At 60.9% G+C, this 25,291-nt stretch carries 20 protein-coding genes and 3 tRNA genes; 8 read left to right on the top strand and 15 right to left on the bottom strand.

Annotated features, from left to right (window positions below; all coding sequences use genetic code 11):
• Positions 1 to 348 precede the first annotated feature (348 nt).
• From O3297_RS06335 to O3297_RS06290, 10 genes are all read right to left on the bottom strand, one after another.
• Positions 349 to 425, bottom strand: a tRNA-Asp gene (locus tag O3297_RS06335).
• A 17-nt stretch (positions 426 to 442) separates the two neighbouring features.
• Positions 443 to 519: transfer RNA gene (locus O3297_RS06330), tRNA-Asp, on the bottom strand.
• Between the two features lie 125 nt (positions 520 to 644).
• A complete protein-coding gene (locus tag O3297_RS06325) occupies positions 645 to 917 on the bottom strand; it encodes an HU family DNA-binding protein (RefSeq protein ID WP_010398442.1) in 273 nt (90 codons plus the stop codon).
• Between the two features lie 204 nt (positions 918 to 1,121).
• Complete coding sequence (gene lon, locus O3297_RS06320; protein ID WP_034787304.1) at positions 1,122 to 3,533, bottom strand: endopeptidase La; 2,412 nt, start codon at positions 3,531 to 3,533, stop codon at positions 1,122 to 1,124.
• A 276-nt stretch (positions 3,534 to 3,809) separates the two neighbouring features.
• Positions 3,810 to 5,078, bottom strand: a complete 1,269-nt coding sequence (gene clpX / locus O3297_RS06315; RefSeq protein ID WP_034787303.1) for an ATP-dependent Clp protease ATP-binding subunit ClpX — start codon at positions 5,076 to 5,078, stop codon at positions 3,810 to 3,812.
• Between the two features lie 200 nt (positions 5,079 to 5,278).
• Complete coding sequence (gene clpP / locus O3297_RS06310) at positions 5,279 to 5,896, bottom strand: ATP-dependent Clp endopeptidase proteolytic subunit ClpP (RefSeq protein WP_369811567.1); 618 nt, start codon at positions 5,894 to 5,896, stop codon at positions 5,279 to 5,281.
• Between the two features lie 207 nt (positions 5,897 to 6,103).
• Positions 6,104 to 7,444 carry a trigger factor gene (tig, locus tag O3297_RS06305; protein ID WP_070256539.1) on the bottom strand — a complete coding sequence of 447 codons (1,341 nt, stop codon included), beginning with the start codon at positions 7,442 to 7,444 and terminating at the stop codon, positions 6,104 to 6,106.
• A gap of 725 nt (positions 7,445 to 8,169) precedes the next feature.
• Positions 8,170 to 8,252 (bottom strand) — tRNA-Leu (locus tag O3297_RS06300).
• Between the two features lie 174 nt (positions 8,253 to 8,426).
• Positions 8,427 to 11,525, bottom strand: coding sequence for an efflux RND transporter permease subunit (locus O3297_RS06295; RefSeq protein ID WP_305048083.1), 3,099 nt, complete (start codon positions 11,523 to 11,525; stop codon positions 8,427 to 8,429).
• Positions 11,522 to 12,685 carry an efflux RND transporter periplasmic adaptor subunit gene (locus tag O3297_RS06290; protein WP_305048082.1) on the bottom strand — a complete coding sequence of 388 codons (1,164 nt, stop codon included), beginning with the start codon at positions 12,683 to 12,685 and terminating at the stop codon, positions 11,522 to 11,524. Before O3297_RS06290 ends, O3297_RS06295 begins: the two co-directional genes overlap by 4 nt.
• A gap of 288 nt (positions 12,686 to 12,973) precedes the next feature.
• Here O3297_RS06290 and hpnC point away from each other — a divergent pair, with 288 nt between their 5' ends.
• The 6 genes from hpnC to O3297_RS06260 all read left to right on the top strand — a co-directional run bounded on the left by hpnC (position 12,974) and on the right by O3297_RS06260 (position 18,027).
• Positions 12,974 to 13,855 carry a squalene synthase HpnC gene (hpnC, locus tag O3297_RS06285; protein WP_305048081.1) on the top strand — a complete coding sequence of 294 codons (882 nt, stop codon included), beginning with the start codon at positions 12,974 to 12,976 and terminating at the stop codon, positions 13,853 to 13,855.
• Between the two features lie 46 nt (positions 13,856 to 13,901).
• Positions 13,902 to 14,735 carry a presqualene diphosphate synthase HpnD gene (gene hpnD, locus O3297_RS06280; protein ID WP_058050483.1) on the top strand — a complete coding sequence of 278 codons (834 nt, stop codon included), beginning with the start codon at positions 13,902 to 13,904 and terminating at the stop codon, positions 14,733 to 14,735.
• On the top strand, positions 14,728 to 16,107 hold the full coding sequence (gene hpnE, locus O3297_RS06275) for a hydroxysqualene dehydroxylase HpnE (RefSeq protein ID WP_305048080.1): 1,380 nt from the start codon (positions 14,728 to 14,730) through the stop codon (positions 16,105 to 16,107). The genes hpnD and hpnE overlap by 8 nt, the downstream gene beginning before the upstream one ends.
• A 130-nt stretch (positions 16,108 to 16,237) precedes the next feature.
• Positions 16,238 to 16,393 carry a hypothetical protein gene (locus O3297_RS06270; RefSeq protein WP_176383565.1) on the top strand — a complete coding sequence of 52 codons (156 nt, stop codon included), beginning with the start codon at positions 16,238 to 16,240 and terminating at the stop codon, positions 16,391 to 16,393.
• 19 nt (positions 16,394 to 16,412) lie between these two features.
• The gene (locus O3297_RS06265) at positions 16,413 to 17,210 is read left to right on the top strand and encodes a DUF1700 domain-containing protein (RefSeq protein ID WP_305048079.1); all 798 of its coding nucleotides are present in this window, start codon (positions 16,413 to 16,415) and stop codon (positions 17,208 to 17,210) included.
• 10 nt (positions 17,211 to 17,220) lie between these two features.
• Positions 17,221 to 18,027, top strand: coding sequence for a head GIN domain-containing protein (locus O3297_RS06260; RefSeq protein ID WP_034787287.1), 807 nt, complete (start codon positions 17,221 to 17,223; stop codon positions 18,025 to 18,027).
• Here O3297_RS06260 and O3297_RS06255 read toward each other — a convergent pair.
• Positions 18,014 to 19,264 (bottom strand): TIGR03862 family flavoprotein, encoded by a 1,251-nt coding sequence (locus tag O3297_RS06255; protein ID WP_305048078.1) that lies wholly within the window; start codon positions 19,262 to 19,264, stop codon positions 18,014 to 18,016. The two genes, O3297_RS06260 and O3297_RS06255, sit on opposite strands and share 14 nt — an antisense overlap.
• Before the next feature lie 155 nt (positions 19,265 to 19,419).
• Between O3297_RS06255 and O3297_RS06250 the strand changes: the two genes are divergently transcribed.
• Positions 19,420 to 19,653 (top strand): hypothetical protein, encoded by a 234-nt coding sequence (locus O3297_RS06250; RefSeq protein WP_099387651.1) that lies wholly within the window; start codon positions 19,420 to 19,422, stop codon positions 19,651 to 19,653.
• Positions 19,654 to 19,700: 47 nt separating this feature from the next.
• Here O3297_RS06250 and O3297_RS06245 read toward each other — a convergent pair whose 3' ends face one another.
• The 3 genes from O3297_RS06245 to thrC are packed head-to-tail and all read right to left on the bottom strand — an operon-like array spanning position 19,701 to position 22,715.
• Positions 19,701 to 19,967 carry a MoaD/ThiS family protein gene (locus tag O3297_RS06245; RefSeq protein ID WP_305048077.1) on the bottom strand — a complete coding sequence of 89 codons (267 nt, stop codon included), beginning with the start codon at positions 19,965 to 19,967 and terminating at the stop codon, positions 19,701 to 19,703.
• Positions 19,968 to 19,977: 10 nt separating this feature from the next.
• Entirely contained in the window at positions 19,978 to 21,204 is a 1,227-nt protein-coding gene (gene glp / locus O3297_RS06240) for a gephyrin-like molybdotransferase Glp (protein WP_305048076.1), read from the bottom strand.
• A gap of 14 nt (positions 21,205 to 21,218) precedes the next feature.
• Positions 21,219 to 22,715 carry a threonine synthase gene (gene thrC / locus O3297_RS06235; protein WP_305048075.1) on the bottom strand — a complete coding sequence of 499 codons (1,497 nt, stop codon included), beginning with the start codon at positions 22,713 to 22,715 and terminating at the stop codon, positions 21,219 to 21,221.
• Positions 22,716 to 22,984: 269 nt separating this feature from the next.
• Here thrC and O3297_RS06230 point away from each other — a divergent pair, with 269 nt between their 5' ends.
• Positions 22,985 to 23,725, top strand: a complete 741-nt coding sequence (locus O3297_RS06230) for an AAA family ATPase (protein ID WP_070256164.1) — start codon at positions 22,985 to 22,987, stop codon at positions 23,723 to 23,725.
• 126 nt (positions 23,726 to 23,851) lie between these two features.
• On the opposite strand, the gene O3297_RS06225 is transcribed toward O3297_RS06230, so the two are convergent.
• On the bottom strand, positions 23,852 to 25,252 hold the full coding sequence (locus O3297_RS06225) for an L-serine ammonia-lyase (RefSeq protein WP_070256166.1): 1,401 nt from the start codon (positions 25,250 to 25,252) through the stop codon (positions 23,852 to 23,854).
• Positions 25,253 to 25,291: the final 39 nt, after the last annotated feature.

Below are 25,291 nucleotides of genomic sequence, written 5' to 3'. Positions count from 1 at the left end.
TCTTCGGCGGAATGGACGGGACAGATGTCCACTTCCCCTTTAGATTCAACAACTTGGCGCTGGAACTAAAGCAGGATTCTGACGCCCAAGCCATTATCTCCTGATTCTACAATGCCCATAGCGCTATAGCAAGAGTAAATCAGGGCGCGCGCCCTGCCCTGGCGGCGCATGGCCAACCAGGCGGCAGCCTGAACATTAAACCTGGCAAAGCTTAAAGCGGATTTAAATGCGCGCGCGGGCCATTCGGAAAAAACATGGCGGCAGAATTAAAACGAGGGGGGCAAAGATAATCGAGCGCATAAAAGAAAAACCCGCGCTACTTATTCAGCAGCGCGGGCTTCTATATTCTGGCGGAGCGGACGGGACTCGAACCCGCGACCCCCGACGTGACAGGCCGGTATTCTAACCAACTGAACTACCACTCCTTAAGAGCGTATTTTTTTGGCGGAGCGGACGGGACTCGAACCCGCGACCTCCGACGTGACAGGCCGGCATTCTAACCAACTGAACTACCACTCCGAAAAATACACAGTACTACTTGCATTTGTATCCAGGGTTGCGATTCAAAGAACTTCAACCCTGAAATCGCGGCACCCGAAGGCGCCGCCAAATGTTTCCGGTGATTGTCACCTCACCGAAGTCCGTTAGTTTACAGCATCCTTCAAAGCTTTACCAGCTTTAAATTTTGGAACTTTTGCAGCTTCGATCGTGATCGCTTCTTTGGTACGCGGATTGCGGCCGGTACGCTCAGCGCGTTCGCTGACCGAGAAAGTGCCAAAACCAACCAGCGTCACGCTGTCGTTGTTTTTCAAAGTTTCCGTCACGCCGCCGATAACAGCGTCGAGTGCGCGCGCAGCGGCGGCTTTGGAAATGTCAGCTTTTTCAGCAATGTGGTCGATCAATTCAGTCTTGTTCACTAGCATCCCCAATTACAAAGGTATAAAACGTTTACCGTATCGTTGCGGCACTTTTGGCACCACAGCTGTCCGGCGAAAAAAATGTGCAGGCGTATTAAACAAGCCACACTGTATATGTGTCAAGCGCTTTGGGGGCGCAATTCACGTTTCAATATAAAACAAGCGCTCTAAAAGCGCTTGTTTGGGGAAAACAGGGGTAAAACGTTAGTGTTTTACTACCTCGCCGGCCGCGTCAGGCTTGGCCGCGGCAGCCGTGACAGCCTCCACCGCAGCGACGTCCGCCAACGCTTCAGGCATGCGTTCGAGGGCGATTTCCAGCACTTTGTCGATCCAGCGCACGGGAACGATCTCCAGTTTGTTCTTGACGTTGTCCGGAATATCGGCCAGGTCTTTCACATTCTGCTCTGGAATCAGGACCGTCTTGATGCCGCCGCGATGCGCTGCCAGCAGCTTTTCTTTCAGGCCGCCGATCGGCAATACTTCGCCGCGCAAGGTGATCTCGCCCGTCATCGCCACGTCGGCGCGCACGGGGATGCCCGTGAAGACCGACACCATCGCCACCGTCATGGCCGCGCCAGCCGAAGGACCGTCCTTCGGTGTCGCGCCTTCCGGCACGTGGATGTGGATGTCGCTCTTCTCGAACACGTCCGCCTTGATGCCCAGGCGCTGTGCCCGGCTGCGCACCACCGTGCGGGCTGCCTCGATCGACTCTTTCATGACGTCGCCCAAGGTACCCGTGCGGATGATGCCGCCCTTGCCCGGCATCGACACGGCTTCGATGGTCAGCAGATCGCCGCCCACTTCCGTCCATGCCAGACCGACCACCTGGCCTACCTGGTTTTCTTTCTCTGCGACACCGAAATCATAACGGCGCACGCCAAGGAATTTATCCAGGTTCTTCGAGTTGACGATGACCTTCTTGTCGGATTTCTTCAGCAGCAGCATCTTGACCACCTTGCGGCAGATCTTCGACACTTCACGCTCGAGCGAACGCACACCGGCTTCCCGCGTGTAGTAGCGGATGATGTCGCGCAAGGCCGACTCGGCCACCGAGATTTCCTCTTCCTTCAAGCCATTGTTCTTGATCTGCTTCGGCAGCAGATAACGCTGCGCGATGCTGGTCTTTTCGTCTTCCGTGTAACCGGACAGACGGATCACTTCCATACGGTCGAGCAAGGCTGGCGGAATGTTGTACGAATTCGACGTGGCCACGAACATCACGTCGGACAAGTCGAAATCGACTTCGATGTAATGGTCGGAGAACGTGTGGTTCTGTTCCGGATCGAGCACTTCCAGCAGGGCCGACGATGGATCGCCACGGAAATCGGCGCCCATCTTATCGACTTCATCGAGCAGGAACAAAGGATTGCGCACGCCGACTTTCGACAGCGATTGCAATATCTTGCCCGGCATCGAGCCGATGTAGGTACGGCGGTGGCCGCGGATCTCGGCTTCGTCGCGCACGCCGCCCAGGGCCATGCGCACGAACTTGCGGTTCGTCGCGCGGGCGATGGACTGGCCCAGCGAAGTCTTGCCGACGCCCGGAGGACCGACGAAGCACAGGATAGGCGCTTTCAGCTTGTCGACGCGCTGTTGCACCGCGAGGTATTCCAGGATGCGTTCCTTGACCTTGTCGAGGCCATAGTGGTCGCCCTCGAGCACTTTTTCCGCATTCGCCAGGTCGTTATTGACCTTGGATTTCTTTTTCCAAGGCAAATTGACCAGGGTGTCGATATAGTTGCGCACGACGGTGGCTTCGGCCGACATCGGCGACATCAGCTTGAGTTTTTTCAGCTCGTTGGTGGCCTTGTCGAGCGCTTCCTTCGGCATCTTTGCCGAAGCGACTTTTTTCTCCAGCTCGTCGAGGTCGGCGCCATCTTCGCCCTCGCCCAGTTCCTTCTGGATCGCCTTGACTTGCTCGTTCAGGTAGTACTCGCGCTGCGACTTTTCCATCTGGCGCTTGACGCGGCCGCGGATGCGCTTTTCCACCTGCAGGATGTCGAGCTCGCCTTCGAGCTGGCCCAGCAGGTGCTCGAGGCGCTTGGCCACGCTGAAAATTTCCAGGATGACTTGTTTTTGCTCAAGCTTCAGCGGCAGATGCGCGGCCACCGTGTCGGCCAGGCGGCCGGCATCGTCGATGCCCGACAGCGAAGCGAGGATTTCCGGTGGAATCTTTTTGTTCAGTTTGACGTACTGGTCGAACTGCTGCACGATCGCGCGGCGCATGGCTTCGACTTCCGACTCGTCGCCCGGCTCGGACTCGAGCGGCGTCAGGTCGGCGATGAAGTGCGTCGGCGCATCGCTGATGTGGTTGATACGGGCACGCTGCGCGCCTTCGACCAGCACCTTGACGGTGCCATCGGGCAGCTTCAGCATTTGCAGAATATTGGCGACGCAGCCAATTTCATAGATATCCGAAGGAGACGGCTCGTCCTTCGCGGCTGCTTTTTGAGCGGCAAGCATGATGCTCTTGCCCTGCTCCATCGCAGCTTCCAGCGCCTTGATCGACTTTGGACGGCCAACGAACAGCGGTATCACCATATGCGGGAAAACGACGACATCCCGCAACGGCAATAACGGCAGTTGAGTTTGCTCAGTTAATTTGGAAGTTGTCATGGCGTACCTTATAGAAAGCGTGTTTACGATGTTGGCGCTCGCTGCCAAAACACAAGACCGGCGAGAATAAATAATTCTGTGAAACAAACATTTTTCTGTCTATTTCGCAAAACACACCCGCATGACGGTAATAAATGCAGTTTTCACAGTAAAAAAGCCACGCGCAGCTAAGCGCCGCGAGTGGCTTTCCGATTGAAGCCTGCACTCATTGATTTAAATTGTACTGCCATGCATTAAGGAATCAAAACCCTTTTTATGCATTTGTCTCGGCAGTAATCAATTTTCTCCGGAGGCCTTGGCAGTCTCTTGATAAATCAACAAAGGTTTGGCGCCGCTGGTGATGGTATTTTCGTCGATGACGACTTTCACCACATTTTGTTCGCTCGGCAGTTCGTACATGACGTCCAGCAAAGCATGTTCCAGGATGGAACGCAGGCCACGGGCACCGGTCTTGCGCGCCAGCGCCTTCTTGGCGATCGCATGCAAGGCGGCCGGACGAATCTCCAGTTCCGCGCCTTCCATCTCGAGCAGCTTCGAATACTGCTTGATCAGCGCATTCTTCGGCTCGACCAGGATCTGGATCAGCGCTTCTTCCGTCAATTCAGCCAGGGTGGCGATGACGGGCAGACGGCCCACCAGTTCCGGAATCAGGCCGAACTTGACCAGATCTTCCGGTTCCGCTTGCAACATCAGTTCGCTGGCCGTGCTTTGCGACTTGCTGCGCACCGTGGCCGAGAAGCCGATGCCACTCTTTTCGGAACGGTTGGCGATCACTTTCGACAGGCCGTCAAAGGCGCCGCCGCAGATGAACATGATGTTGGTCGTGTCGATCTGCACGAAATCCTGGTTCGGGTGCTTGCGGCCGCCTTGTGGCGGCACGGAAGCCATCGTGCCTTCGATGAGTTTGAGCAAGGCTTGCTGCACGCCCTCGCCCGACACGTCGCGCGTGATGGACGGATTATCGGACTTGCGCGAAATCTTGTCGATCTCATCGATGTAGACGATGCCGCGCTGGGCTTTCTCGACGTCATAGTTGCAGCTTTGCAGCAGCTTCTGGATGATGTTTTCCACGTCTTCACCCACGTAACCGGCTTCGGTCAGGGTGGTGGCGTCGGCGATCACGAACGGCACGTTGAGCATGCGCGCCAGGGTCTGTGCCAGCAGGGTCTTGCCCGAACCGGTAGGACCGACCAGCAAGATGTTGCTCTTGGCCAGTTCGATGTCGTCTTTCTTGCCCAGGTGCTTGAGGCGCTTGTAATGGTTGTACACCGCCACCGACAGGATGCGCTTGGCAGTCTGCTGGCCGATCACGTACTGATCGAGCAAGGCGGCAATTTCTTGCGGCGTCGGCAGGTCGGATTTGGTACCGGTCACCGTCTCGATGCTCGACGTTTCATCACGGATGATGTCGTTGCACAAGTCGATGCACTCGTCGCAAATGAATACGGACGGGCCGGCGATGAGTTTCTTCACCTCGTGCTGGCTTTTGCCGCAGAACGAGCAATACAGTAATTTTTCGCCGCTAGAGGATTTTTTGTCTGACATAAGGCATTTTGGTTGGAACTGCATTAACAATATTGCAAAATCGCAAGCCGGATGATGGTTGCTGCCCGTAAAGGCCGCTAGCCATGGCGCAAGTCAACAACGCGCACAAGCTCCATGCTACCCGAAATAAAAGCGAAACGCCCGAACGTTTGAGCGCCCGGGCGTTAACTTACGTACTTAGCAATACCGGTAGGGGCTCATCAAGCGCGGCTGGTCAACACTTTGTCGATCAAACCATACTCAACGGCCTCGTCGGCGGACATGAAACGGTCGCGGTCGGTGTCCTTGGCGATCTGTTCGATCGTCTGGCCCGTGCGCTCGGCCATGATGCCGTTCAAGCGGGTGCGCAGGTAAAGGATTTCCTTCGCCTGGATCTCGATATCGGACGCCATGCCTTGCGAACCACCGGACGGCTGGTGAATCATGATGCGCGAGTTCGGCAGCGAGAAACGCTTGCCCTTGGCGCCAGCGGCCAGCAGGAAAGCGCCCATCGAAGCAGCCATGCCCGTGCACAGGGTCGAGACGTCCGGCTTGATGAACTGCATGGTGTCGTAGATGGCCATGCCGGCCGAGACCGAACCACCTGGCGAGTTGATGTAGAGCGAGATTTCCTTTTCCGGATTTTCGCTTTCCAGGAACAGCAGCTGGGCGACAACCAGGTTGGCCATCTGGTCATTGACCGGGCCGACCATGAAAATCAAGCGTTCCTTCAGCAGGCGCGAGTAAATATCATACGAGCGCTCGCCGCGACCGCTTTGTTCCACCACCATCGGCACCAGGCCGAGCATCTCTGTGTCCAGCGCCGGATTACGGTTCATACCTGTCATTTCATTTCCTTGTGAAGCAGTTAGGGGATACTACCACCACCTTGAGACACCTGACAAAACCTACTGCGCGTCGCGATTTGCGGCCTCCGATGCTCACTGTGCATTCGCACAGCTCCGCTTCTCAGCCACAACTCCCATCCGCTCGCTACGGTTTTATCAGGTGTTAAAAGCTATCATGGCATCCCAATACCAACTGGTTTACGCTTGTGCGTTGCTTCCCATCAGTTCGTCGAAAGCAACTGCTTTCGTCGTGACTTTCGACAGGCCCAACACGTAGGTGACGACGTTTTCTTCCAATACAAGGGCTTCGATCTCACCCAGACGACGACGGTCGCTGTAGTAGTACTTCAGCACTTCGCGTGGATCTTCGTAGCTTTGGGCGAAATCTTCGATTTGCGCCTTGACTTGCTCAGGCGTAGCCTGCAGCTTGTTGTCGCCAACCAGTTGCGACAGGATCAGGCCCAGGCGTACGCGACGCTCGGCTTTTTCTGCGAACAGTTCTGCTGGGAAAGGCACGTCCTTGACGTTCATGCCGCGCTGCGCCATGTCCTGGCGGGTCATTTCGGCCAGACGCTCGGAATCCTGAGCGATCAGCGTTTTTGGCACTTCCAGCTCAGCAACTTTGATCAGCGCGTCCATGACGGCTTCCTTGTTGCGTGCTTTTACGCGGCCAGCGACTTCACGTTGCAGGTTGACTTTGATGTCTTCGCGCATTTTGGCCAGGTCGCCATCGGCAACGCCCAGCGACTTTGCGAATTCGGCATCGACTTCCGGCAGGTGCGCCCATTCCAGTTTTTGCAGGGTGATGGTGAACGAAGCGGTTTTGCCGGCAACGTCTTTACCGTGGTAGTCCTCTGGGAACGACAGCGGGAAAGTCTTCGACTCGCCTACTTTCAGGCCCAGGGTCGCTGCTTCGAATTCTGGCAGCATGCGGCCTTCGCCCAGCACGAAAGCGTAGCCTTCAGCTTTGCCGCCAGGGAATTCAACACCGTCGATCGAGCCGACGAAGTCGACGGTCACGCGGTCGCCGTTGGCAGCGATCGGCTCACCGCCGTCGCCGTGTTCGCCAGCTTCGCCCTTGGTGTGGAAGTGCACGCGCTGCTTGCGCAGGATGTCGATGGTCTTGTCGATTTCGGCTTCCGACACGTCGGCTTGCACGGTTTCGATTTCAACGGCCGTCAGGTCGCCGATGGCGACTTCCGGATACACTTCGAACGTTGCGTCGAAAGCCAGCTGGCCTTCGGCTGCTTCTTCTTTCGGCACGATGTTCGGGAAACCGGCCACGCGCAGATTGTTTTCGTTGGCGGCGTCGTTGAACGCGCGGCCGACCTTGTCGTTCAGCACTTCGGATTCAATTTGGTAGCCGTATTGTGCTGCGACCATTTTCAACGGCACTTTGCCCGGACGGAAGCCCGGTGCCTTAGCCGTACGGGCTTGCACTTTCAGGCGCTTCTCAACTTCCGTGCGGACGTCCGTCAGCGGGAAGGAGATCGTGATACGACGTTCGAGTTTGCCCAAGGTTTCGACTGCAGTTGCCATGTAAAAAATCGTCCAAAAAATAAACACTGTTGGTGCGAGAAAAGAAGACCCGACCCCTTGCGCCATCACTGGCAACAAGACATGGGTCCAGCTTCACTCGCTCGCATATTCATCTGTAAAAGTACTGCAAGCAGGACAATGGACCTGGTCTACCCGGCTGAGGGAAAACCCGCACCAGGCACCAAACAATCCGCCGCTTCCAGTACTGCGACAGGGCTCCGAGCGTCCAGCCTTGCTTCTAAGTAAATGCAGGGCCGGCCATCATTCGGTAAAGCGTGGCATTATAACAAAGGACTTCGGGAAAGTGGCTGGCTTTGCAGCCCGGCCACAGAGGATACCAGCGGCGGCGAATGAATCGCCACAGCCTGGGGGTGCCCTGTCTTTACTCTTGCCCCGGCATTCTTTATTTCGCCAGAGACAGGCTTTCCAGCCTGCTTCATTCATTAGTATATGCGAACTGGCGCCCCGTCCGAAACAAAGAAATGCGCCCAGAGCGAAGATTTCGGGCAAAAAACCTTTGATTTACCTCAATTTGGCCATTTTTCAGGCAAATCTTCGCCCGGACCCTTCCCTGCCGTCCGATCTCTGGTGAAAAATGGCGCAAACAAAGGCAGCCCGGATGACGGAAATACAGGAAAGGCAGCAAGAAAAACAGGAAAGACGCCTGCAACGAGGCTGAAGAACAACTTGATGGTGCTGCACGTCCGGGCTGGAACAACCCGGATTGGTGCGGATGGGGAGACTCGAACTCCCAAGCCGAAGCACTGGCTTCTAAGACCAGCGTGTCTACCAATTCCACCACATCCGCATTTTGTACTACTTTGCACTGCTTGCCACAGGCGACTCCCTGATTTTAACAACTCGGGAGCGATCTGGCTACCGTGGACTCAACGAGCAAACCCTCGGTAAAGCAAAGGCGGCATTCTACTGGATTTCCCAGAGGAATGCCGCCTTTTTTATGCCTGCGCCCTGGCGCTGGCTGCTAGCCTTCTTTTGCGGTCGCCGGCTCCGGCTTCTTGACCCGGAACCAGGCCGCATACAGGGCCGGCAAGAACAGCAAGGTCAAGGCCGTCGCCAGGATCAGGCCGCCCATGATGGCGACTGCCATCGGCCCCCAGAACACCGAGCGCGACAACGGGATCATGGCCAGCGCCGCGGCGGCGGCCGTCAGCACGATGGGACGGCAGCGGCGCACGGCCGAGTCGATGATGGCGTCCCATGGGGCAGAACCATCGCGGATGTCTTGCTCGATCTGGTCGACGAGGATCACCGAGTTGCGGATGATCATGCCGAACAGCGCGATGACGCCCAGGTTGGCCACGAAACCCAGCGGGCGGTGCAGCAGCAGCAAGGCAAAGGCGGCGCCTGCCACGCCCAGCGGCCCCGTCAGGAACACCAGCAGGGAACGCAAAAAACTGTGCAACTGCAGCATCAGCAAGGTAAAGATGATAAAGATAGCCAGCGGCAAGTTGGCCGAGATCGACGCTTCCGCCTCGCCGCTGTCGGCCGCCACGCCCTTCACATTGATGCGGTAGCCGGCCGGCAACTTGGCCCGCAAGGCGTCCAGCTGCGGCGCCAGTTGCGTCGACACGGTGGCGCCCTGGATGCCATCGATCACGTCCGATTGCACGGTAATGGCCCATTCACGCTTGTCGCGCCAGACAACACCCGGTTCCCACACGAAATGCGCGCGGGCCAGCTGCGAGATGGGCACGGACTTGCCCGTCGCCGTCGGGATATTCGTGTCATTCAACACGGAAATCGTCGCCCGCTCTTCCAGCGGCTGGCGCACCTGGATGTCGATCAGCTTATTGTCTTCACGGAATTGACCGATGACGGTGCCCGACAGAATCGTATTGGCCGCCTGCATCACCGTTTTCGAGGTGACGCCCAGCGCGCGCATCTTGTCCTGGTCCAGGTCCAGGCGCAGCACTTTCACCGATTCATTCCAGTTGTCGTTCACGCCCAGGGTGTTCGGATTGGCGCGCATGATGTCCTTGACCTGGTCGGCAATGGCCCGCACACCGGCCACTTCCGGTCCCGTGACGCGAAACTGCACGGGATACGGTACCGGCGGCCCATTCGGCAACAGTTTTACACGGCCCCGCACTTCCGGAAAATCCTTCTTGAAGACATCGACGATTTGCTGGCGCAGGCGTTCGCGGTCGGCCAGGCTCTTCGGCAAGACCACCACTTGCGATACGTTGGTCTGCGGGAAGATCTGGTCCAGCGGCAGGTAGAAACGGGGGCTGCCCGTGCCGACATAGCTGGTCACGCTTTCCACGCCGTCGAGCTTGCCGACGAACGCTTCGAATTTCTTGACCTGCTTTTCATTCGCCGCAAAGGTCGTGCCTTCGGGCGACCACAGCTCCACCATCAGCTCAGGACGGCTGGAATCGGGGAAGAATTGCTTTTCGATAAAGTTAAAGCCATAGATGCCCAGCGCAAAGATGGCCAGGGTGGCGGCGATCGTCGTCTTGCGCCACTCCACGCACCAGGTGACGGCGCGGCGGAAGCGGCGGAAGTTGGGCGTATCGAACAATTCATGGTCGTTGTGCGCGTGCGGTTTGACTTTCAGCAAGACGTAACCGATGTAGGGCGTGAAGACGACGGCCACCACCCACGAGATAATCAGGGCCAGCGCATTGACGGAGAACAAGGAGAACGTGTATTCACCGGCGGCCGACTTGGCCAGGCCGATGGGCAAGAAGCCCGCCACCGTGATCAGGGTGCCCGTCAGCATGGGCATGGCCGTCGATGTGTAGGCGAAGGTGGCCGCGTCGAAACGCGACATGCCCTCTTCCATCTTGCGCACCATCATCTCAACGGCAATGATGGCGTCATCGACCAGCAAGCCCAGCGCGATGATCAGGGCGCCCAGGGAAATCTTGTGCAAGTCGATGTCGAGCAGGCGCATGAACAGGAAGGTGACGGCCAGCACCAGCGGGATGGTCAGCGCCACCACCAGGCCGGGCCGCACGTCGATGCGCAGCGGTTTCGTGTGCAAGCCCAGCGCGACGAAGCTGACGGCCAGCACGATCAGGATGGCTTCGATCAGGGTATGCACGAATTCACCCACGGAGGCGGACACGGCTTCCGGCTGGTTCGATACGCGCTGCAGCTCTATGCCGACCGGCAATTCGCTCTTCATGCGCGTCACCGTTGCCTGCAAGGCCTTGCCCATGTCGATGATATTGCCGCCCTTTTCCATCGACACGCCCAGGCCGATCACTTCCTTGCCATTGAAACGCATCTTGTCCTTGGGAGGATCGACGAGCTCACGCTTTACTGTGGCAAAATCACCAAGGCGGAAAGTCGTGCCGTTGGCGCGCAGTTCCAGGTTTTCCAGGTCCTTGACGGTCACCATGGCGCCCGTCACGCGCACTTGCAGATTGTCCGTCGGCGTCACCAGCACGCCGGTGGCGTTGATGCTGTTTTGCGCGGACAGTTGCTGCACGATGGCGTCGAACGGAATGCCCAGCTGGGCAAATTTCTTGTGCGAAAAGATGATATTGATCTTTTCATCCTGCACGCCGAACAGTTCCACCTTCGATACCTGCCCCACGGCCAGCAGTTCCTGGCGTACCTTGTCCGCGTAATCCTTCATTTCCGCGTACGTAAAACCATCGCCGGACAGGGCGAAGATGGAGCCGTACGTGTCGCCGAACTCGTCATTGAAGAACGGGCCCACGACGCCGGCCGGCAAGGTGCCCTGGATGTCGCCGATCTTCTTGCGCACCTGGTACCAGGCGGCCGCCGTTTCCTTGGGCGGCGCCGATTCGCGCAGCTCCAGCAGGATCAAGGTTTCGCCCGGCTTCGAATAGCTGGTGATTTCGTCGATGTACGGCGTTTCCTGCAGTTTCTTTTCCAGCTTGTCCGTCACCTGCTCGGCCATCTGCAAGGCCGTGGCGCCGGGCCAGTAGGCTTGCAAGACCATGGCGCGGAAGGTGAACGGGGGATCTTCATCCTGGCCCAGGCTGGCGTAGCTGAGCATGCCGCCGATCAACAGCACGGCCATCAGGTAGCGCGTCAGCGGGATGTGTTCGAGCGCCCAGCGCGACAGATTGAAGCCGCCCTTCATTTGGCCGCACCCACGCTGACGGGGGCAGCGGCCACTTCAGGCTTGCTGGCCAGTTCGGCGCCGAGAATGGTCACTTTCTGGCCCGGCTTGAGCAGGTTGACGCCGGCCGTGACGACCGTCTGGCCTTCCTTCACGCCCGAGGTCAGCAGCAACTCATTGCCCGCCACGCCGCCCACCGTCACCGGCACGAGCTTCACGGCGCCGTTTTCCACCACCCACACGGAACTTTGCGATTTCTCATTGAACAGGGCCGTCAATGGCACCTTGATCTGCGGCGTGGTCGTTTGCGAGGCGAACTGCACCACGGCCGTCATGCCCAGGCGTGCCTGCGGCGCGTCCGGGATGCTGACTTTCGCCAGGTATGTGCGCGTGGCGGCATCGGCCACGGGCGATATTTCGCGTATCTTGCCCGGCAACGCCTGCTTCGGGTCGGCCCACAGGCGCACCACCACATCCTTGACGCCACGCAAGGTTTCAACCTTATCTTCAGGAATGCCGATCACGACTTCCTTCTCGCCGCTCCTGGCCACTTGCACCACGGGTGCGCCGGGCGCCACCACCTGCCCCACTTCAGCCTCGATGCGCGTGACGACGCCATCCACGTCAGCCAGCAAGCTGGCATAGCCGGACTGGTTCGCCTGGCCCCGGTACAGGGCCTGGGCCGCTTCCACGTTTGCCTGCGCCGCCTTGTAGGTGGCATCCTTGCCGTCGAGCACGGCCTGGCTGACGAAGTTCTTCTCGCGCAAATCCTGGTAGCGCTTCAATTCCGCGCGCGCCAGGTCGCGGCTCGTCTCCGCGCTGACCAGCGAGGCCTTGGCCTGCGCCTGCGACAGTTGCAAGTCGACAGGATCGAGCTGCATCAACACTTGCCCCTTCTTCACGCTGGCGCCCACGTCGACCTTGCGCGCCACGATCTTGCCGCCCACGCGGAAGCCCAGCTGCGATACGACACGGGGCACGACCTCGCCCGACAGCTCGGCACTCACGTCAACATTACTGCTAGACAACACAATCGCGCGCACGGGGCGCACGTCTTCCACTTTGACGGCAGGCTTGGAACAGGCCGCCAATGTCATCGCCAGGGCGGCGGCGGCAATCAGCCGCAGGCCAGGAAGTGCGGAAGCGCCGGTCTCGCGGCGCAGGGTTTTCAGGGCAAACAAGGTATTTTCCTTTACTATGCGGGCTGTAATATTTTTATGCGGAGAAACTTTTTGCCTGTCCTTTGGGCCAGGCCAAACTTTTTCGCACGCGATATCCTTAAATTTGTGACAATATCAGTTTGGTCATGGCGGAAGTACTCTTCGCCTAATGACTTTCTGGTTATTAATTATAATCGTGCGTAAAAGTTTTTAGTGACTTATGCGTCATTAATCTTGAGACGTACAACGCCCGGCCACATTCCAGCGTTTGAGGGTGCCGGACAAACGCAAGACTAGAGAAGTGTGTTCATGCCTGTAGACCATTACGAAAATTTTCCTGTTGCATCATTTTTACTGCCGCGCCGCCTGGTGCCCGCCGTCGAAGCCATCTATGCCTTCGCCCGCAGCGCCGACGACCTGGCCGACGAAGGCGACGCCACGCCGGCCGAGCGCCTGGCGGCCCTGCACGCCTACGAAGAGGCGCTGGGCCGCATCGCCCGCCACGAAGGCCATGGGGGCGAGAACGCCGCCATGTTCGAACGCCTGGCCGCCGTCATTGCCAAACACCAGTTGCCGCTGAAGCCATTCCACGATTTATTGTCCGCCTTCAAGCAGGATGTGGAAACGACGCGCTACGCCAGCTATGACGACGTGCTCGATTACTGCGCCCGTTCCGCCAACCCCGTGGGGCTGCTGATGCTGCACCTGTATGGCGCGGCCGATGAACAGAATGTACGCGATTCCGATGCCATATGTTCAGCTTTGCAACTAATTAATTTCTTGCAAGACGTCGCCATCGACCAGCAAAAAGAGCGCATCTACCTGCCGATGGAAGACCTGACCCGCTTTGCCGTCTCCGCCGCCGCCTTCGAGCGGCCCGAGGCCCACGGCAAGTGGAGCGCCCTGATGCGCTTTGAAGTGGCCCGCACGCGCGCCCTGATGCTGTCCGGCGCGCCGCTGGCCCTGCGTTTGCGCGGACGCATCGGCTGGGAACTGCGTCTCGTGATCCAAGGCGGCCTGCGCATCCTGGAAGCCATCGAAGCCGTCAATTACGACGTGTTCCGGCGCCGCCCCAAGCTGGAGAAACGCGACTGGCTGATCATTTTCTCGCGCGCCCTGCGCATGTCGCGCAAAAGCTTGCATCAAGAGACACAAGTAAAAACGGCTTTTCCCCCGTCGCCCACTCTGTAAGACGATAGAATAGCGGCTTCGATCTGCAACCCTTGCTCTTTTGACTATGTCTCCCGACGAATACTGCCAACAAAAGGCCGCCCAGAGCGGCTCCAGCTTCTACTACAGCTTCCTGTTCCTGCCCGCCGAGCGCCGCAAGGCCATCACGGCCCTGTACGCCTTCTGCCGCGAAGTCGATGACACGGTCGACGAATGCACGGACGAAGCCGTGGCACGCACCAAGCTGGTCTGGTGGCGCAAGGAAGTCAAGGCCATGTACGAGGGCAATCCCACGCATCCCGTGATGCGCGCGCTGCAGCCACACCTGGACGTATATAAACTGGAAGAAAAGCATTTGCAGGCCATCATCGACGGCATGGAAATGGACTTGAACCAGACCCGCTACCTCGACTACCAGGCCATGAGCCGCTATTGCTGGCACGTGGCCAGCGTGGTGGGAATCTTGTCGGCCAGCATCTTCGGCGCGACCCGCCCGGAAACCCTGCTGTATGCGGAAAAGCTGGGCCATGCCTTCCAGCTCACCAATATCATCCGCGATGTGGGCGAAGACGCGCGCAAGGGGCGCATCTATCTGCCGATCAGCGAATTGCAGCAATTCAATGTGACGGCGGCCGACTTGCTGAATGCGCGCCACAGCGAAAACTTTGAAAACCTCATGCGTTTCCAGGTGGCGCGCGCGCAAAAGGCGTATGACGAAGCCTTCGCGCTCTTGCCGGCAGAAGACCGCCGCGCCCAGCGCCCGGGCCTGATCATGGCCGCCATCTACCGCACCCTGCTCAATGAAGTCGAGCGCGACGGCTACCACGTGCTGAAACAGCGCATCTCGCTCACGCCGATCCGCAAACTGTGGCTGGCCTGGAAGACCTGGGTTCGTGGCTAAGAGCAGCGTGAAGCAACGCTACGCCGTCATCGGCGCCGGCTGGGCTGGCTGCGCGGCGGCCATGGAACTGGCGCGCGCCGGTCACGCGGTGAGTGTATTCGAGGCGGCGCGCACCCTGGGCGGACGCGCGCGCCGGGTCGAACGCGAAAGCACGGTGCTCGACAACGGCCAGCACATCTTGCTGGGCGCTTACACGGAAACCTTGCGCCTGATCAAGCTGGCGGGGCAAGACCCGGACGAGCTGATCCTCACCCTGCCCCTGCAGATGCGCTATCCGGCCGGCTCGGGCGGCATGGATTTCATCGCCCCGCGCCTGCCCGCGCCACTGCACCTGGCATGGGCCCTGCTGCGCGCCCAGGGATTATTGCGCGCCGACAAGCTGGCCCTGATGCGCTTTTCCACCGCCATGCGGACGATGGGCTGGCAGCTGTATAACGATTGCTCGGTCAGCGAATTGCTGCAGCGCTTCGACCAGACGGAGCGCCTGAACCGGCTGATGTGGCACCCGCTGTGCCTGGCCGCACTGAATACCCCGCCCGAGCGTGCCTCGGCCCGCGTCTTCCTCAACGTGCTGCGCGACAGCCTGGGCGCCAGCCGCCGCCGCGCCTCCGACATGCTGATCCCGAAGGCGGACCTGAGTGCCCTGTTACCCGACGCGGCAAGCCGCTACGTGGTGCAGCATGGCGGTGCAGTCCGCACGGGCGCTAAGGTGACCGCTTTGCAGGCGCTGCCCGATGGCCGCTGGGGGCTTGATGACGGCGTCGATGACGGCGAAAGCTTTGACGGCGTGATCGTGTCCACCTCGTCCGTGCAGGCGGCCAGCCTGCTGCAAGGCTTGCAAGATGCGCGCCTTGCCGATGCAATTCAGCGCATGCAAGCGTTCACGCCGGAAGCCATCAGCACCTGTTACCTGCAGTACGATGCCTCGGTGCGCCTGGACTTGCCGTTCTACGCCCTCGTCGATGCGCCGGAGCAACAGCACTGGGGCCAGTTCGTCTTCGACCGGGGCCAGCTCGACAGCAACCAGGCGGGCTTGCTGGCCGTCGTCATCAGCGCCTCCGGCTATGCCGCCGAGCAAGGCCATGGACCGCTGGCGCAAGCGATCGCGGCGCAGCTGGCCCAGGTGTTGCAGCGCCCTGCCCTGGCGCAGCCCCTGTGGACCCAGCTGATCACGGAAAAGCGCGCCACCTTTGCCTGCACGCCCGACCTGGCTCGCCCCGGCAACGCCAGCGGCGTGCCTGGCTTGCTGCTGGCAGGCGACTACACGGCCAATGATGACCGGACGCAAGACTATCCGGCCACCATCGAGGCCGCCGTGCGCAGCGGCGTGGCGGCGGCAAAAGCCATTACCACGGGCAAGGTGGCAAAGTAGACTTGACGGTGCATCCTCCCCTGGTGTCGCTCGCCCCCGCGAAATTGCATTCTGTCGCACCGCGCTGGTGCGCTCGCGTGCGCTTGGGTACAGTCTGATCATCGACAACGGCCATGCCACGGGGAATACCATGCACACCACCTTGCACTTGAAAAACAGCTTGAAAGCCCTGGCGCTGCTGGCTGGTGTGGTGCTGGCCACATTCATCGTCATTCACGTACAGCAGGCGCCACAGGCACCATTGCTGCTGAGCCAGGCAAGCATGCTGCTGCCGGCCATGGGCTGAAGCGGCGGACAGGAAGAATATGATGAACAAACAAGATTATCTCGACGCACTGCGGCGCGCGCTGGCAGGCTTGCCACCGGACCTGGTCGCAAAGACGCTCGACTATTACGAACAGACCTTCATCGAAGGCGCTGCGGCCGGCCGCAGCGAGCACGAGATCTCAGACGACCTGGGCGACCCGAAAAAAATCGCCCTTACCTTGCGCAACAGCACGCACCGCCAGGCTTTCGAGCAAAAGAAAACCCCCGTCAACCTGCTGCGCCTGCTCGTCTCGCTGGTGGGCCTGGCCATCTTCAACCTGTTCATGGTCGTGCCTGCCGCCGTGTATGCAGCCCTGCTGGCCACCCTGTACGCCGTCGGCCTGAGCTTTTACCTGGCCGGCATCGCCATCACGGCCAGCGGTTTGTCCGGCGCCAACGAACTGGTGCTCGACGGTCCCCTGCGCCACGTCTTCATCCACGACGATGATGGCGGCGAAAATGGCGAACGGCGCGAAACGCGCATCACCATCGGCGACACGGGCATCGAAGTCGATCACCTGCCCGGCCGCTTGCAGCATGACCCGGCCGAGTCCGAGCCCGGGGCGCCCGGCGCCTCCTCGCGCATGATGGAGCGGGCCGAAGCGCTGGCCGGCGGGGGCATCCGCATCTCCACCGACATGGACCGCGATGCGCGCACCACGCAAACCGTCTTTGGCGTGGGTATGCTGCTCGGCGGCATCGCCATCTTCCTGCTCAGTCTGGTCGTAACGCGCTATACCTTGATCGGCATCAAGCGCTACATCGCCATGAATGTTTCCCTGCTCAAAGGTCACTAGAAAGGCTGCCATGAAACGCTTGCTCAAAGTTGGCCTGTCCATGCTCTTGCTGGCACTGGTCCTGATCGCCATGTCGTATGCGGCGCTGCGCGCCAAGGGAATCAGCAATCCCAGCAGCGCCGCCGGCCGCGCCGTGCGCAGTGAAACGCGCCCGGTTTCCCCCAATATCAACAGCATCGACCTGGCCGGCCCCATCGACCTGGTGCTGCGCCGCGGCGCCACGCCATCGCTGAAGGTCAGCGGCGAGCAGCGTCTGCTGTCGAACGTCGACACCACGCAGGATGGCACGACCCTGCATATCGGCCCGAAAGGCATGCTGTTCCACCATCGCCAGCCCCTGCAGGTGGAACTGGTGCTGCCCGCCCTCGTCCGCGTGGAAGTACACGGCAATGGCGACAGCAAGATCACGGGATTTTCCGGAGACAGTTTCATCCTGGAGTTGACGGGATCGGGCGATGTCAGTTTCACGGGACGCTACAAGCAGGTGCAAGCCACGGTCAACGGCAGCGGCGACCTCGACATCAATGGCGGCAACAGCGACAGCGTGGTGCTGGAAATGGTGGGCTCCGGGCGCATCGCCGCCAGCGGCAATACCAAGTTCCTGCGTGCCGATCTGAGCGGTTCAGGCGATATCGATGCCGAGCACCTGGCCGCCGACAAGGCCAGCGTCAGCCTGCAAGGCTCCGGCACAAGCACCGTCTTCGTGCGCGACGCCAGCAACCTGACCCTGCGCGGCAGCGGCGACATCCACGTCCACGGCAACCCGCGCCAGCGCGAGACGCAGAAAAGCGGCTCGGGCGAAATTACCTGGCACTAACGTTCTCTTCCAGCCAACTGACCGCCTGCTCGCCGGCCGCCTTGCCTTGCGCCAGGCAGGCCGTCAGCAGGTAGCCGCCCGTCGGCGCTTCCCAGTCCAGCATTTCCCCCGCCAGGAACACGCCCGGCATGGCGCGCAGCATGCTGCCTTTGACACCGTCGAATTCCACGCCGCCGGCGCTGCTGATGGCTTCATCGATGGGGCGCGGACGCACAAGTCGGACGGGCAGCAGCTTGATGGCGTCCGCCAGCCTGGCTTCATCGGCGAAGTCGGCCGCGCTCAGGCATTCTCGCAGCAAGCCCGATTTCACGCCCTTGATGCCCAGACGGCTATTCAGGTGGCTGGACATGGAGCGGGAACCGCGCGGGCGCGTCACTTCCTCGAACACGCGTTCATGCGTGTGGTCGGGCGCCAGGTCGAGCCAGATGGTGGTGCTGCCCTCGGCGGCGATCTGCTCGCGCAGCGCGGCCGACAGCGCGTAGATCAGGCTGCCCTCGACGCCGCCCGCCGTGATGACGAACTGGCCCTGGCGCTTGATCAGCAAGCCATCGATATCGCGCGCCGTGATGGCCACCGTCGCCAGCGGTTCGCCGGCATGGCGGCTGCTGAAATGCCCGCTCCAGTCCACGTCGAAGCCGCAATTGGCCGGCGCCAGGGGCGCCACGGCCACGCCCTGCTCTCGCAGCAGCGGCACCCAGGCGCCGTCCGATCCCAGCCGCGCCCAGCTGCCGCCACCGAGCGCCAGGATCACAGCGTCGAAGGCGCGCAGGCGTTCGCCGTCCGGCGTGGCAAAGGCCAGCTGGCCGTCGCGCCAGCCCGTCCAGCGGTGGCGCATGTGAAATTGCACGCCCGCCTCGCGCAGGCGGTGCAGCCAGGCGCGCAGCAAGGGCGCCGCCTTCATGTCCGTCGGGAAGACGCGGTTCGAGGAGCCGACAAAGGTGTCCACGCCCAGGCCGTGCACCCAGTCGCGCACCTTTTGCGGGCCGAACTGGTCCAGCGCCGGCTTGAGCCAGCGGGCCGGCCTGCCGTAACGCGAGACGAAGGACTGGTAGTCTTCCGCATGCGTGATATTCATGCCGCCGCGTCCCGCCAGCAGGAATTTGCGGCCGACGGACGGCATGGCGTCGAACAGCTCCACCCTGGCTCCCTGGTCGGTGGCAGCCTGGGCGGCCATCAGGCCGGCAGGGCCGCCGCCGATGACGGCGATGTGAAAGGGAGGAAGGCTGGAATGGGTCATGGCAAGCTGGAAAGACGGTGAAAACCCCGGCATTTTAGTCGAGATAAGGCGCGGGGATGGCAAGAATGCCGAAAAATGATGCATACTGCGCCAACATGCTGCAGCGATCGGCACTTTGACTTCACGAGACAACGAGACGACAAGAGGAGAAACACATGGGTGCAGGATTCTGGATTTCCCGTTATTTGCTGGCCAGTTCGATCTTATTCATCATCCTGACGGTGGTCGAGTACAGCAAGGGCACCACCAGCCAGGCCGACATCCTCAGCGCGCTGGCCTGGTCGCTGGTGGCGTCGGCCATCTTCATCGGTTCGAAATACTGGCGCTACAAGAAAGCCATCGCCTGCGCCACATGCAGCGGGGACAAACCGAAAAGCAAGTCTTCATGAAAAAACGGCCACTTCGATGAAGTGGCCGTCTCATTTGGGAAGCGGGATCAGCCGCCCGTCACGGGTGGAAAGAACGCCACCTCGTCGCCGTCGCCTGCCACGGTAGCGGCATCGCACATCACCTGATTATGCGCCATGCGCAGCGCACGGCCCTGCGCCAGCGCGTATTCCCAGTTGCCGCCGCGGGCGATCAGGAGATTGCGCACCTCGCCCACCGTCAGCCGTGACGCGGCCTCCGCGCTCACTTCCAGCACTTCATGGCCGGTTCCCACCAGTTCGCGCACGCTGGCAAAAAATCGCAGATTGATCTTCATCGCTACTTCCTTAGTACAGCAATTCGTTAAACGGGATAAACCGCAGCATGTCGCCGCGCGCAATCGACAGCCCCGGCGGGCAATCGATCAATCCGTCGCCCCACACGGTGGACGTCAGCACGCCCGAACTCTGGTTGGCGAACAGTTCCAGCTCGCCCTCCTCATTGACCTTGGCACGCAAGAACTCGTTGCGCTTGTCCGCCTTCAGGCGCTCGAACGCGGCCGGCAGCTTGTAGCTGCGCGGCGCCAGGTTCCCCGCCACGCCTTGCAGGCGCAGGATGAACGGGCGCACGAACAGCAGGAACGTGACGAAGCTGGAGACGGGATTGCCAGGCAAGCCGATAAAGAACGCATCCTGCACTTCGCCAAACGCCAGCGGCTTGCCCGGCTTGACGGCGATCTGCCACATGTTCAGCCGCCCTTCCGCTTCCACGGCCGGCTTGATATGGTCTTCCTCGCCTACGGACACGCCGCCCGAGGTGATGATCAGATCATTGCCCTGGGCCGCCTGGCGCAGCACGGCCTTTGTCGCTTCCAGGCTGTCGGGCACGATGCCCAGGTCCGTGATCTCACAGCCCAGATTCTCCAGCAGGCCGCGCAAGGTAAAGCGGTTCGAGTTGTAGACGGCGCCCGGCGCCAGGGGTTCACCGGGCATGGCCAGCTCGTCGCCCGTGAAGAAGACGGCGACGCGCAGCTTGCGCAGCACCGGCAGCTGCGCCAGGCCCACCGAGGCGGCCAAGCCCATTTCCTGGCTGCGCAGGCGGCGGCCGGCACCGAGGATCTCGCCGCCGGCGCGGATATCCTCGCCCTGGCGGCGCACCCATTCACCCGCCTGCGGCACGTGATTGACCGTCACTACGCCGTCAAGCAAGGTGCACTGCTCCTGCATCACGACGCAATCGGCGCCGTCCGGGATCAGGGCGCCCGTGAAGATGCGCGCCGCCGTCCCCGGCTGCAGGGGCTGGCCCACGTGGCCGGCCGCGATGCGCTGCGACACGCGCAAGCTGGCCGCGCCGCTGGCGCAATCCTGCGCGCGCACGGCATAGCCATCCATCTGCGTGTTGTCCCGCTCGGGCACGTTCAGGGTCGACGTTTGCGCGGCCGCCAGCACGCGGCCGTTGGCGCGCATGGTGTCGACCAGCTCCACCTCGGCCACCGGGCGCGCCGCGCCCAGCATGAAGGCTTGCGCCTCGGCCACGGACAGCATCGGTTTGCGTTGTGCGGTCGGATCGTTCATCACAGGCCCGCTCATCACAAGCCCGTGTTGGCGGCGATATACGCCTTCATCTTTTCCACGTCCGCATCCATCACGACGAACTTCTGCGGCAAGTCTTCGATGTTCTCGAAGCCGGCCGGGCGCTCCGCATCCACGCCCAGCGCTTCGAGGATGGTTTCGTTGAACTTGGCCGCCAGCGCCGTTTCCAGCACGATCATCGGCACGTTGGGCTCCAGGTGCTCGCGCGCCACCTTGATGCCGTCGGCCGTGTGCGTGTCGATGGTGATGCCGTAGTCGTCGGCCACGTCGCGGATGGTATCGAGGCGGTCCTGGTGCGTGGACTTGCCCGACTTGAAGCCGTATTTGGCCACCAGCTTGAATTCGTCGCCGTCGCTGCCAGGCTTGCCGGACAAGTCGAAGCCGCCATGCGTTTCCACTTTCGTGAACAGGGCGCGCACGCGGTCGCTGTCGCGACCCACCAGGTCGTAGACGAAGCGCTCGAAGTTCGACGCTTTCGAGATATCCATCGACGGGCTGCTCGTATGGTAGGTCTCGGCGGACTTGCGCACGCGGTAGACGCCCGTGCGGAAGAATTCGTCGAGCACGTCGTTTTCATTCGTCGCCGCCACCAGTTTCGAGATGGGCAGCCCCATCATGCGGGCGATATGGCCGGCGCAGATATTGCCAAAGTTGCCCGACGGCACCGTGAACGACACTTTTTGCTCGTTGCTGGTGGTGGCCGCCAGGTAGCCGCGGAAGTAGTACACGACCTGCGCCACGACGCGCGCCCAGTTGATGGAGTTGACGGTGCCGATCTTCTGTTTCGCCTTGAACGGCAAGTCGTTCGAGACGGCCTTGACCATGTCCTGGCAATCGTCGAACACGCCTTCGACGGCGATGTTGTAGATATTCGGGTCTTGCAGGCTGAACATCTGCGCCGTCTGGAAGGCGCTCATTTTCTTGTGCGGCGACAGCATGAAGACGCGGATGCCCTTCTTGCCGCGCATCGCGTATTCGGCCGCGCTGCCCGTGTCGCCCGACGTGGCGCCGAAGATATTGAGTTCGGCGTCGTGCTTGGCCAAGGTGTATTCGAACAGGTTGCCCAGCAGCTGCATGGCCATGTCCTTGAAGGCCAGGGTCGGGCCGTTCGACAGCGCCTGCAGCATCAGGGTGGTCGATCCGCCCTTGACGACGTTTTCTTCGAGCACGCGCAGCGGCGTGATGTCGGCCGCGTTTTCGCCGGCGCGGGCGTTCTTGTAGACTGCCTTGGTATAGGTTTTCGCCGTCAGTGCCTTCAGGTCCGCGGCCGGGATATCGGTGGCGAACTTCTTCAGGATTTCGTAGGCCAGGTCGGCATACGACAATGTGCGCCAGGCGTTCAGCTCGGCACCAGTGACTTGCGGGTAGTGTTCAGGGAGATACAATCCGCCATCGGGGGCCAGGCCGCCCAGGAGGATGTCGGAAAATTGCTGCAAAGATGACTGTTGCGACTGCAATGGCGCTTTATCAGCGCGGGTAGACACGTAATGCATAGATTTGAAGAGTCCAGTTGAGCTGAGAGCGGTTAATCATGAATGGCAGCGGATATTATAGTGCCAGCCGCCGTCCAAGGCGAATCGCGTGGCGCCAGCCAGGTCAGGATGTGACAATTGGAGAGCCTGGATATTGTCAATGCAGCCATAATGGCATGAGATCAAGCCAGGCAAACATGGCCGGCGTGCGTACTGGCGTGCGCCGCCGATTTGCGCCACACTGTGCTTTCTGCCCTGTAAAGTGCCAATCATGGAGTCGAAAACCGGCCATGCCGATCAGTAAAAAACCGTATTTGCAAAGCGCCGCGCTGCGCCCCGACGCTGTCGTCGACATGGACCACTATCCGTTCACCATCCCCGCCATCCGCGACTTCGTGCACATGGACTTCCACCGCGACGTGACGTTTTTCGTGGGCGAAAATGGCAGCGGCAAGTCGACCATGCTCGAAGCGCTGGCCGTGGCGCTGGGCTTCGGCAAGGATGGCGGCACGCGCAACGTGCGCATCGCCCTGCCGTCGGACGAGGAATCGGGCTTGCACGCGCACTTGCGCCTGAGCAAGAGCTACAAGAAGCCCGAGGACAGCTATTTCCTGCGCGCCGAAAGCTTTTTCAACGTCGCCACCTACATGGACGACATGCCCGAATACCTGGCCAGCTACGGCGGCAAGTCGCTGCACGCGCAATCGCACGGCGAAGCGTTCATGGCGACCCTGATCAACAAGTTGCGCGGCAAGGGCTTGTATCTGCTGGACGAGCCCGAGGCGGCCCTGTCGCCGAGCCGCCAGATGGCGGCGCTATCGGTGATCCACCAGCTGGTGCAGGACGACTCCCAGCTGATCATCGCCACCCATTCGCCCATCCTGCTGGCCTATCCGAACGCGAAAATCCTGATGTTTACGGGCGGCGGCATCCACGAGGTGGCATATGAAGACACGGAACACTTCGCCGTGACGCGCGATTTTTTGAATAACTACCCCAGGAGGCTGGAGCAGTTGTTCGAGGAGGAGTGAGGGTGATGGCTTGCTGCCGTGGTGATGTCGGCTTACGCGCTTTGCGCTAAGCCGACCTACGCCGACCGTGGCGTATCGTAGGTCGGATTAGCGCAAAGCGCGTAATCCGACACTACCAGCAACACATCAGCAAGCGGCGTGGTTGACGGTGATTACATGCACGGCCAGGCCGCCCAGCGACGTTTCCTTGTACTTGTCCTGCATGTCCGCGCCCGTCTGGCGCATGGTTTCAATGACTTCGTCGAGGCTGACGAAATGCGTGCCATCGCCCTTCAGCGCCAGCGAGGCGGCCGTGATGGCTTTCACGGCGCCCATGCCATTGCGTTCGATGCAGGGAATCTGCACCAGGCCGCCGATGGGGTCGCACGTCATGCCCAGGTGGTGTTCGATGCCGATTTCGGCCGCGTTTTCGATCTGCTCGTTGGTGCCGCCCAATGCCGCCACCAGGCCGGCGGCCGCCATGGCGCACGCCACGCCCACTTCGCCCTGGCAGCCCACTTCGGCGCCCGAGATCGAGGCATTGCGCTTGCACAGCATGCCGATGGCGGCTGCCGTCAGCATGAAGCGGCGCACGCCGCCGACAGGATCGCTGGGGCGGCAATCCTGCGCGTAGTAGCGCAGCACGGCCGGGATGATGCCGGCGGCGCCGTTGGTCGGCGCCGTCACCACGCGCCCGCCGGCCGCGTTTTCCTCGTTGACGGCCATCGCGTACAGGCTGACCAGGTGCACGGCGTCGTGCGGCAAGTCGTTGGCGCGGTTGTCGGATGCCTTCGCTTCCTGCGCCAGGCGCCACAATTTCGCGGCGCGGCGCTTCACGTTCAAGCCGCCCGGCAGGTTGCCCGTCGTTTCCAGGCCGTGCGCGATGCAATCGCGCATGACGTGCCAGATACGGTCCAGTCCCTCATTGAGTTCCGCGTCGCTGCGCTTGACGCATTCGTTCGCGCGCAGCATTTCAGGGATCGACAGGCCGCTTTCCACGCCATGCGCCAGCAACTGCTCCATGGTATCGAAAGGGAAGACGACCCGCGCGCTGGCGGCCGACTCCACGGCCGCTTCGGCTTGCGCCTCGCCCGCTTCGCGGATAAAACCGCCGCCGATCGAGTAATACACCTTGTCGACCCGGCTGCCGTCCGCCAGTTTCAGGGTAAAACGCATGCCGTTCGGATGTTCGGGCAGGGATTCGCTCTTGTGCCAGATCAAGCCCGTGGCGGCCGTAAATGGCACCACGTGCGTGCCCAGCAAGGCAATCTCGCCGGCCGCCTCGATGGCGGCCAGCTTGGTGTCGACGGCATCGGGCGCCACGTCCTGCGGCGTTTCGCCCATCAGGCCAAGAATGACGGCTTTGTCCGTGGCATGGCCGACGCCCGTCAGCGCCAGCGAGCCATACAGGGCCGCCTCGACGCCCACTACCTGGTCCAGCGGACCGTATTCGACCAGGAACCGCCGCGCCGCCACCATCGGCCCCACCGTGTGGGAACTCGACGGCCCGATGCCGATCTTGAACAGGTCAAATACGCTCATATCCATGTAGTGTCTCTTTATATTAGTATGTTTTTAAATGCGCGG

The organism is Janthinobacterium sp. SUN128, from assembly GCF_030587275.1.
Classification (GTDB): domain Bacteria; phylum Pseudomonadota; class Gammaproteobacteria; order Burkholderiales; family Burkholderiaceae_D; genus Janthinobacterium; species Janthinobacterium lividum.
The sequence above is the reverse complement of the archived record's forward strand: the minus strand, read 5'-3'. Positions and strand labels throughout refer to the sequence as shown.

Bases quoted from the DNA above. Each gene is read 5' to 3' on its own strand.
- tig (WP_070256539.1), bottom strand. From the start codon at position 7,444: ATGGCAACTGCAGTCGAAACCTTGGGCAAACTCGAACGTCGTATCACG.
- O3297_RS06225 (WP_070256166.1), bottom strand. From the start codon at position 25,252: ATGGATATGAGCGTATTTGACCTGTTCAAGATCGGCATCGGGCCGTCG.
- hpnC (WP_305048081.1), top strand. From the start codon at position 12,974: ATGCCTGTAGACCATTACGAAAATTTTCCTGTTGCATCATTTTTACTG.
- clpP (WP_369811567.1), bottom strand. From the start codon at position 5,896: ATGAACCGTAATCCGGCGCTGGACACAGAGATGCTCGGCCTGGTGCCG.
- O3297_RS06260 (WP_034787287.1), top strand. From the start codon at position 17,221: ATGAAACGCTTGCTCAAAGTTGGCCTGTCCATGCTCTTGCTGGCACTG.
- O3297_RS06295 (WP_305048083.1), bottom strand. From the start codon at position 11,525: ATGAAGGGCGGCTTCAATCTGTCGCGCTGGGCGCTCGAACACATCCCG.
- glp (WP_305048076.1), bottom strand. From the start codon at position 21,204: ATGAACGATCCGACCGCACAACGCAAACCGATGCTGTCCGTGGCCGAG.
- O3297_RS06270 (WP_176383565.1), top strand. From the start codon at position 16,238: ATGCACACCACCTTGCACTTGAAAAACAGCTTGAAAGCCCTGGCGCTG.
- O3297_RS06265 (WP_305048079.1), top strand. From the start codon at position 16,413: ATGATGAACAAACAAGATTATCTCGACGCACTGCGGCGCGCGCTGGCA.
- clpX (WP_034787303.1), bottom strand. From the start codon at position 5,078: ATGTCAGACAAAAAATCCTCTAGCGGCGAAAAATTACTGTATTGCTCG.
- hpnD (WP_058050483.1), top strand. From the start codon at position 13,902: ATGTCTCCCGACGAATACTGCCAACAAAAGGCCGCCCAGAGCGGCTCC.
- thrC (WP_305048075.1), bottom strand. From the start codon at position 22,715: ATGCATTACGTGTCTACCCGCGCTGATAAAGCGCCATTGCAGTCGCAA.
- O3297_RS06245 (WP_305048077.1), bottom strand. From the start codon at position 19,967: ATGAAGATCAATCTGCGATTTTTTGCCAGCGTGCGCGAACTGGTGGGA.
- O3297_RS06230 (WP_070256164.1), top strand. From the start codon at position 22,985: ATGCCGATCAGTAAAAAACCGTATTTGCAAAGCGCCGCGCTGCGCCCC.
- O3297_RS06250 (WP_099387651.1), top strand. From the start codon at position 19,420: ATGGGTGCAGGATTCTGGATTTCCCGTTATTTGCTGGCCAGTTCGATC.
- O3297_RS06255 (WP_305048078.1), bottom strand. From the start codon at position 19,264: ATGACCCATTCCAGCCTTCCTCCCTTTCACATCGCCGTCATCGGCGGC.
- lon (WP_034787304.1), bottom strand. From the start codon at position 3,533: ATGACAACTTCCAAATTAACTGAGCAAACTCAACTGCCGTTATTGCCG.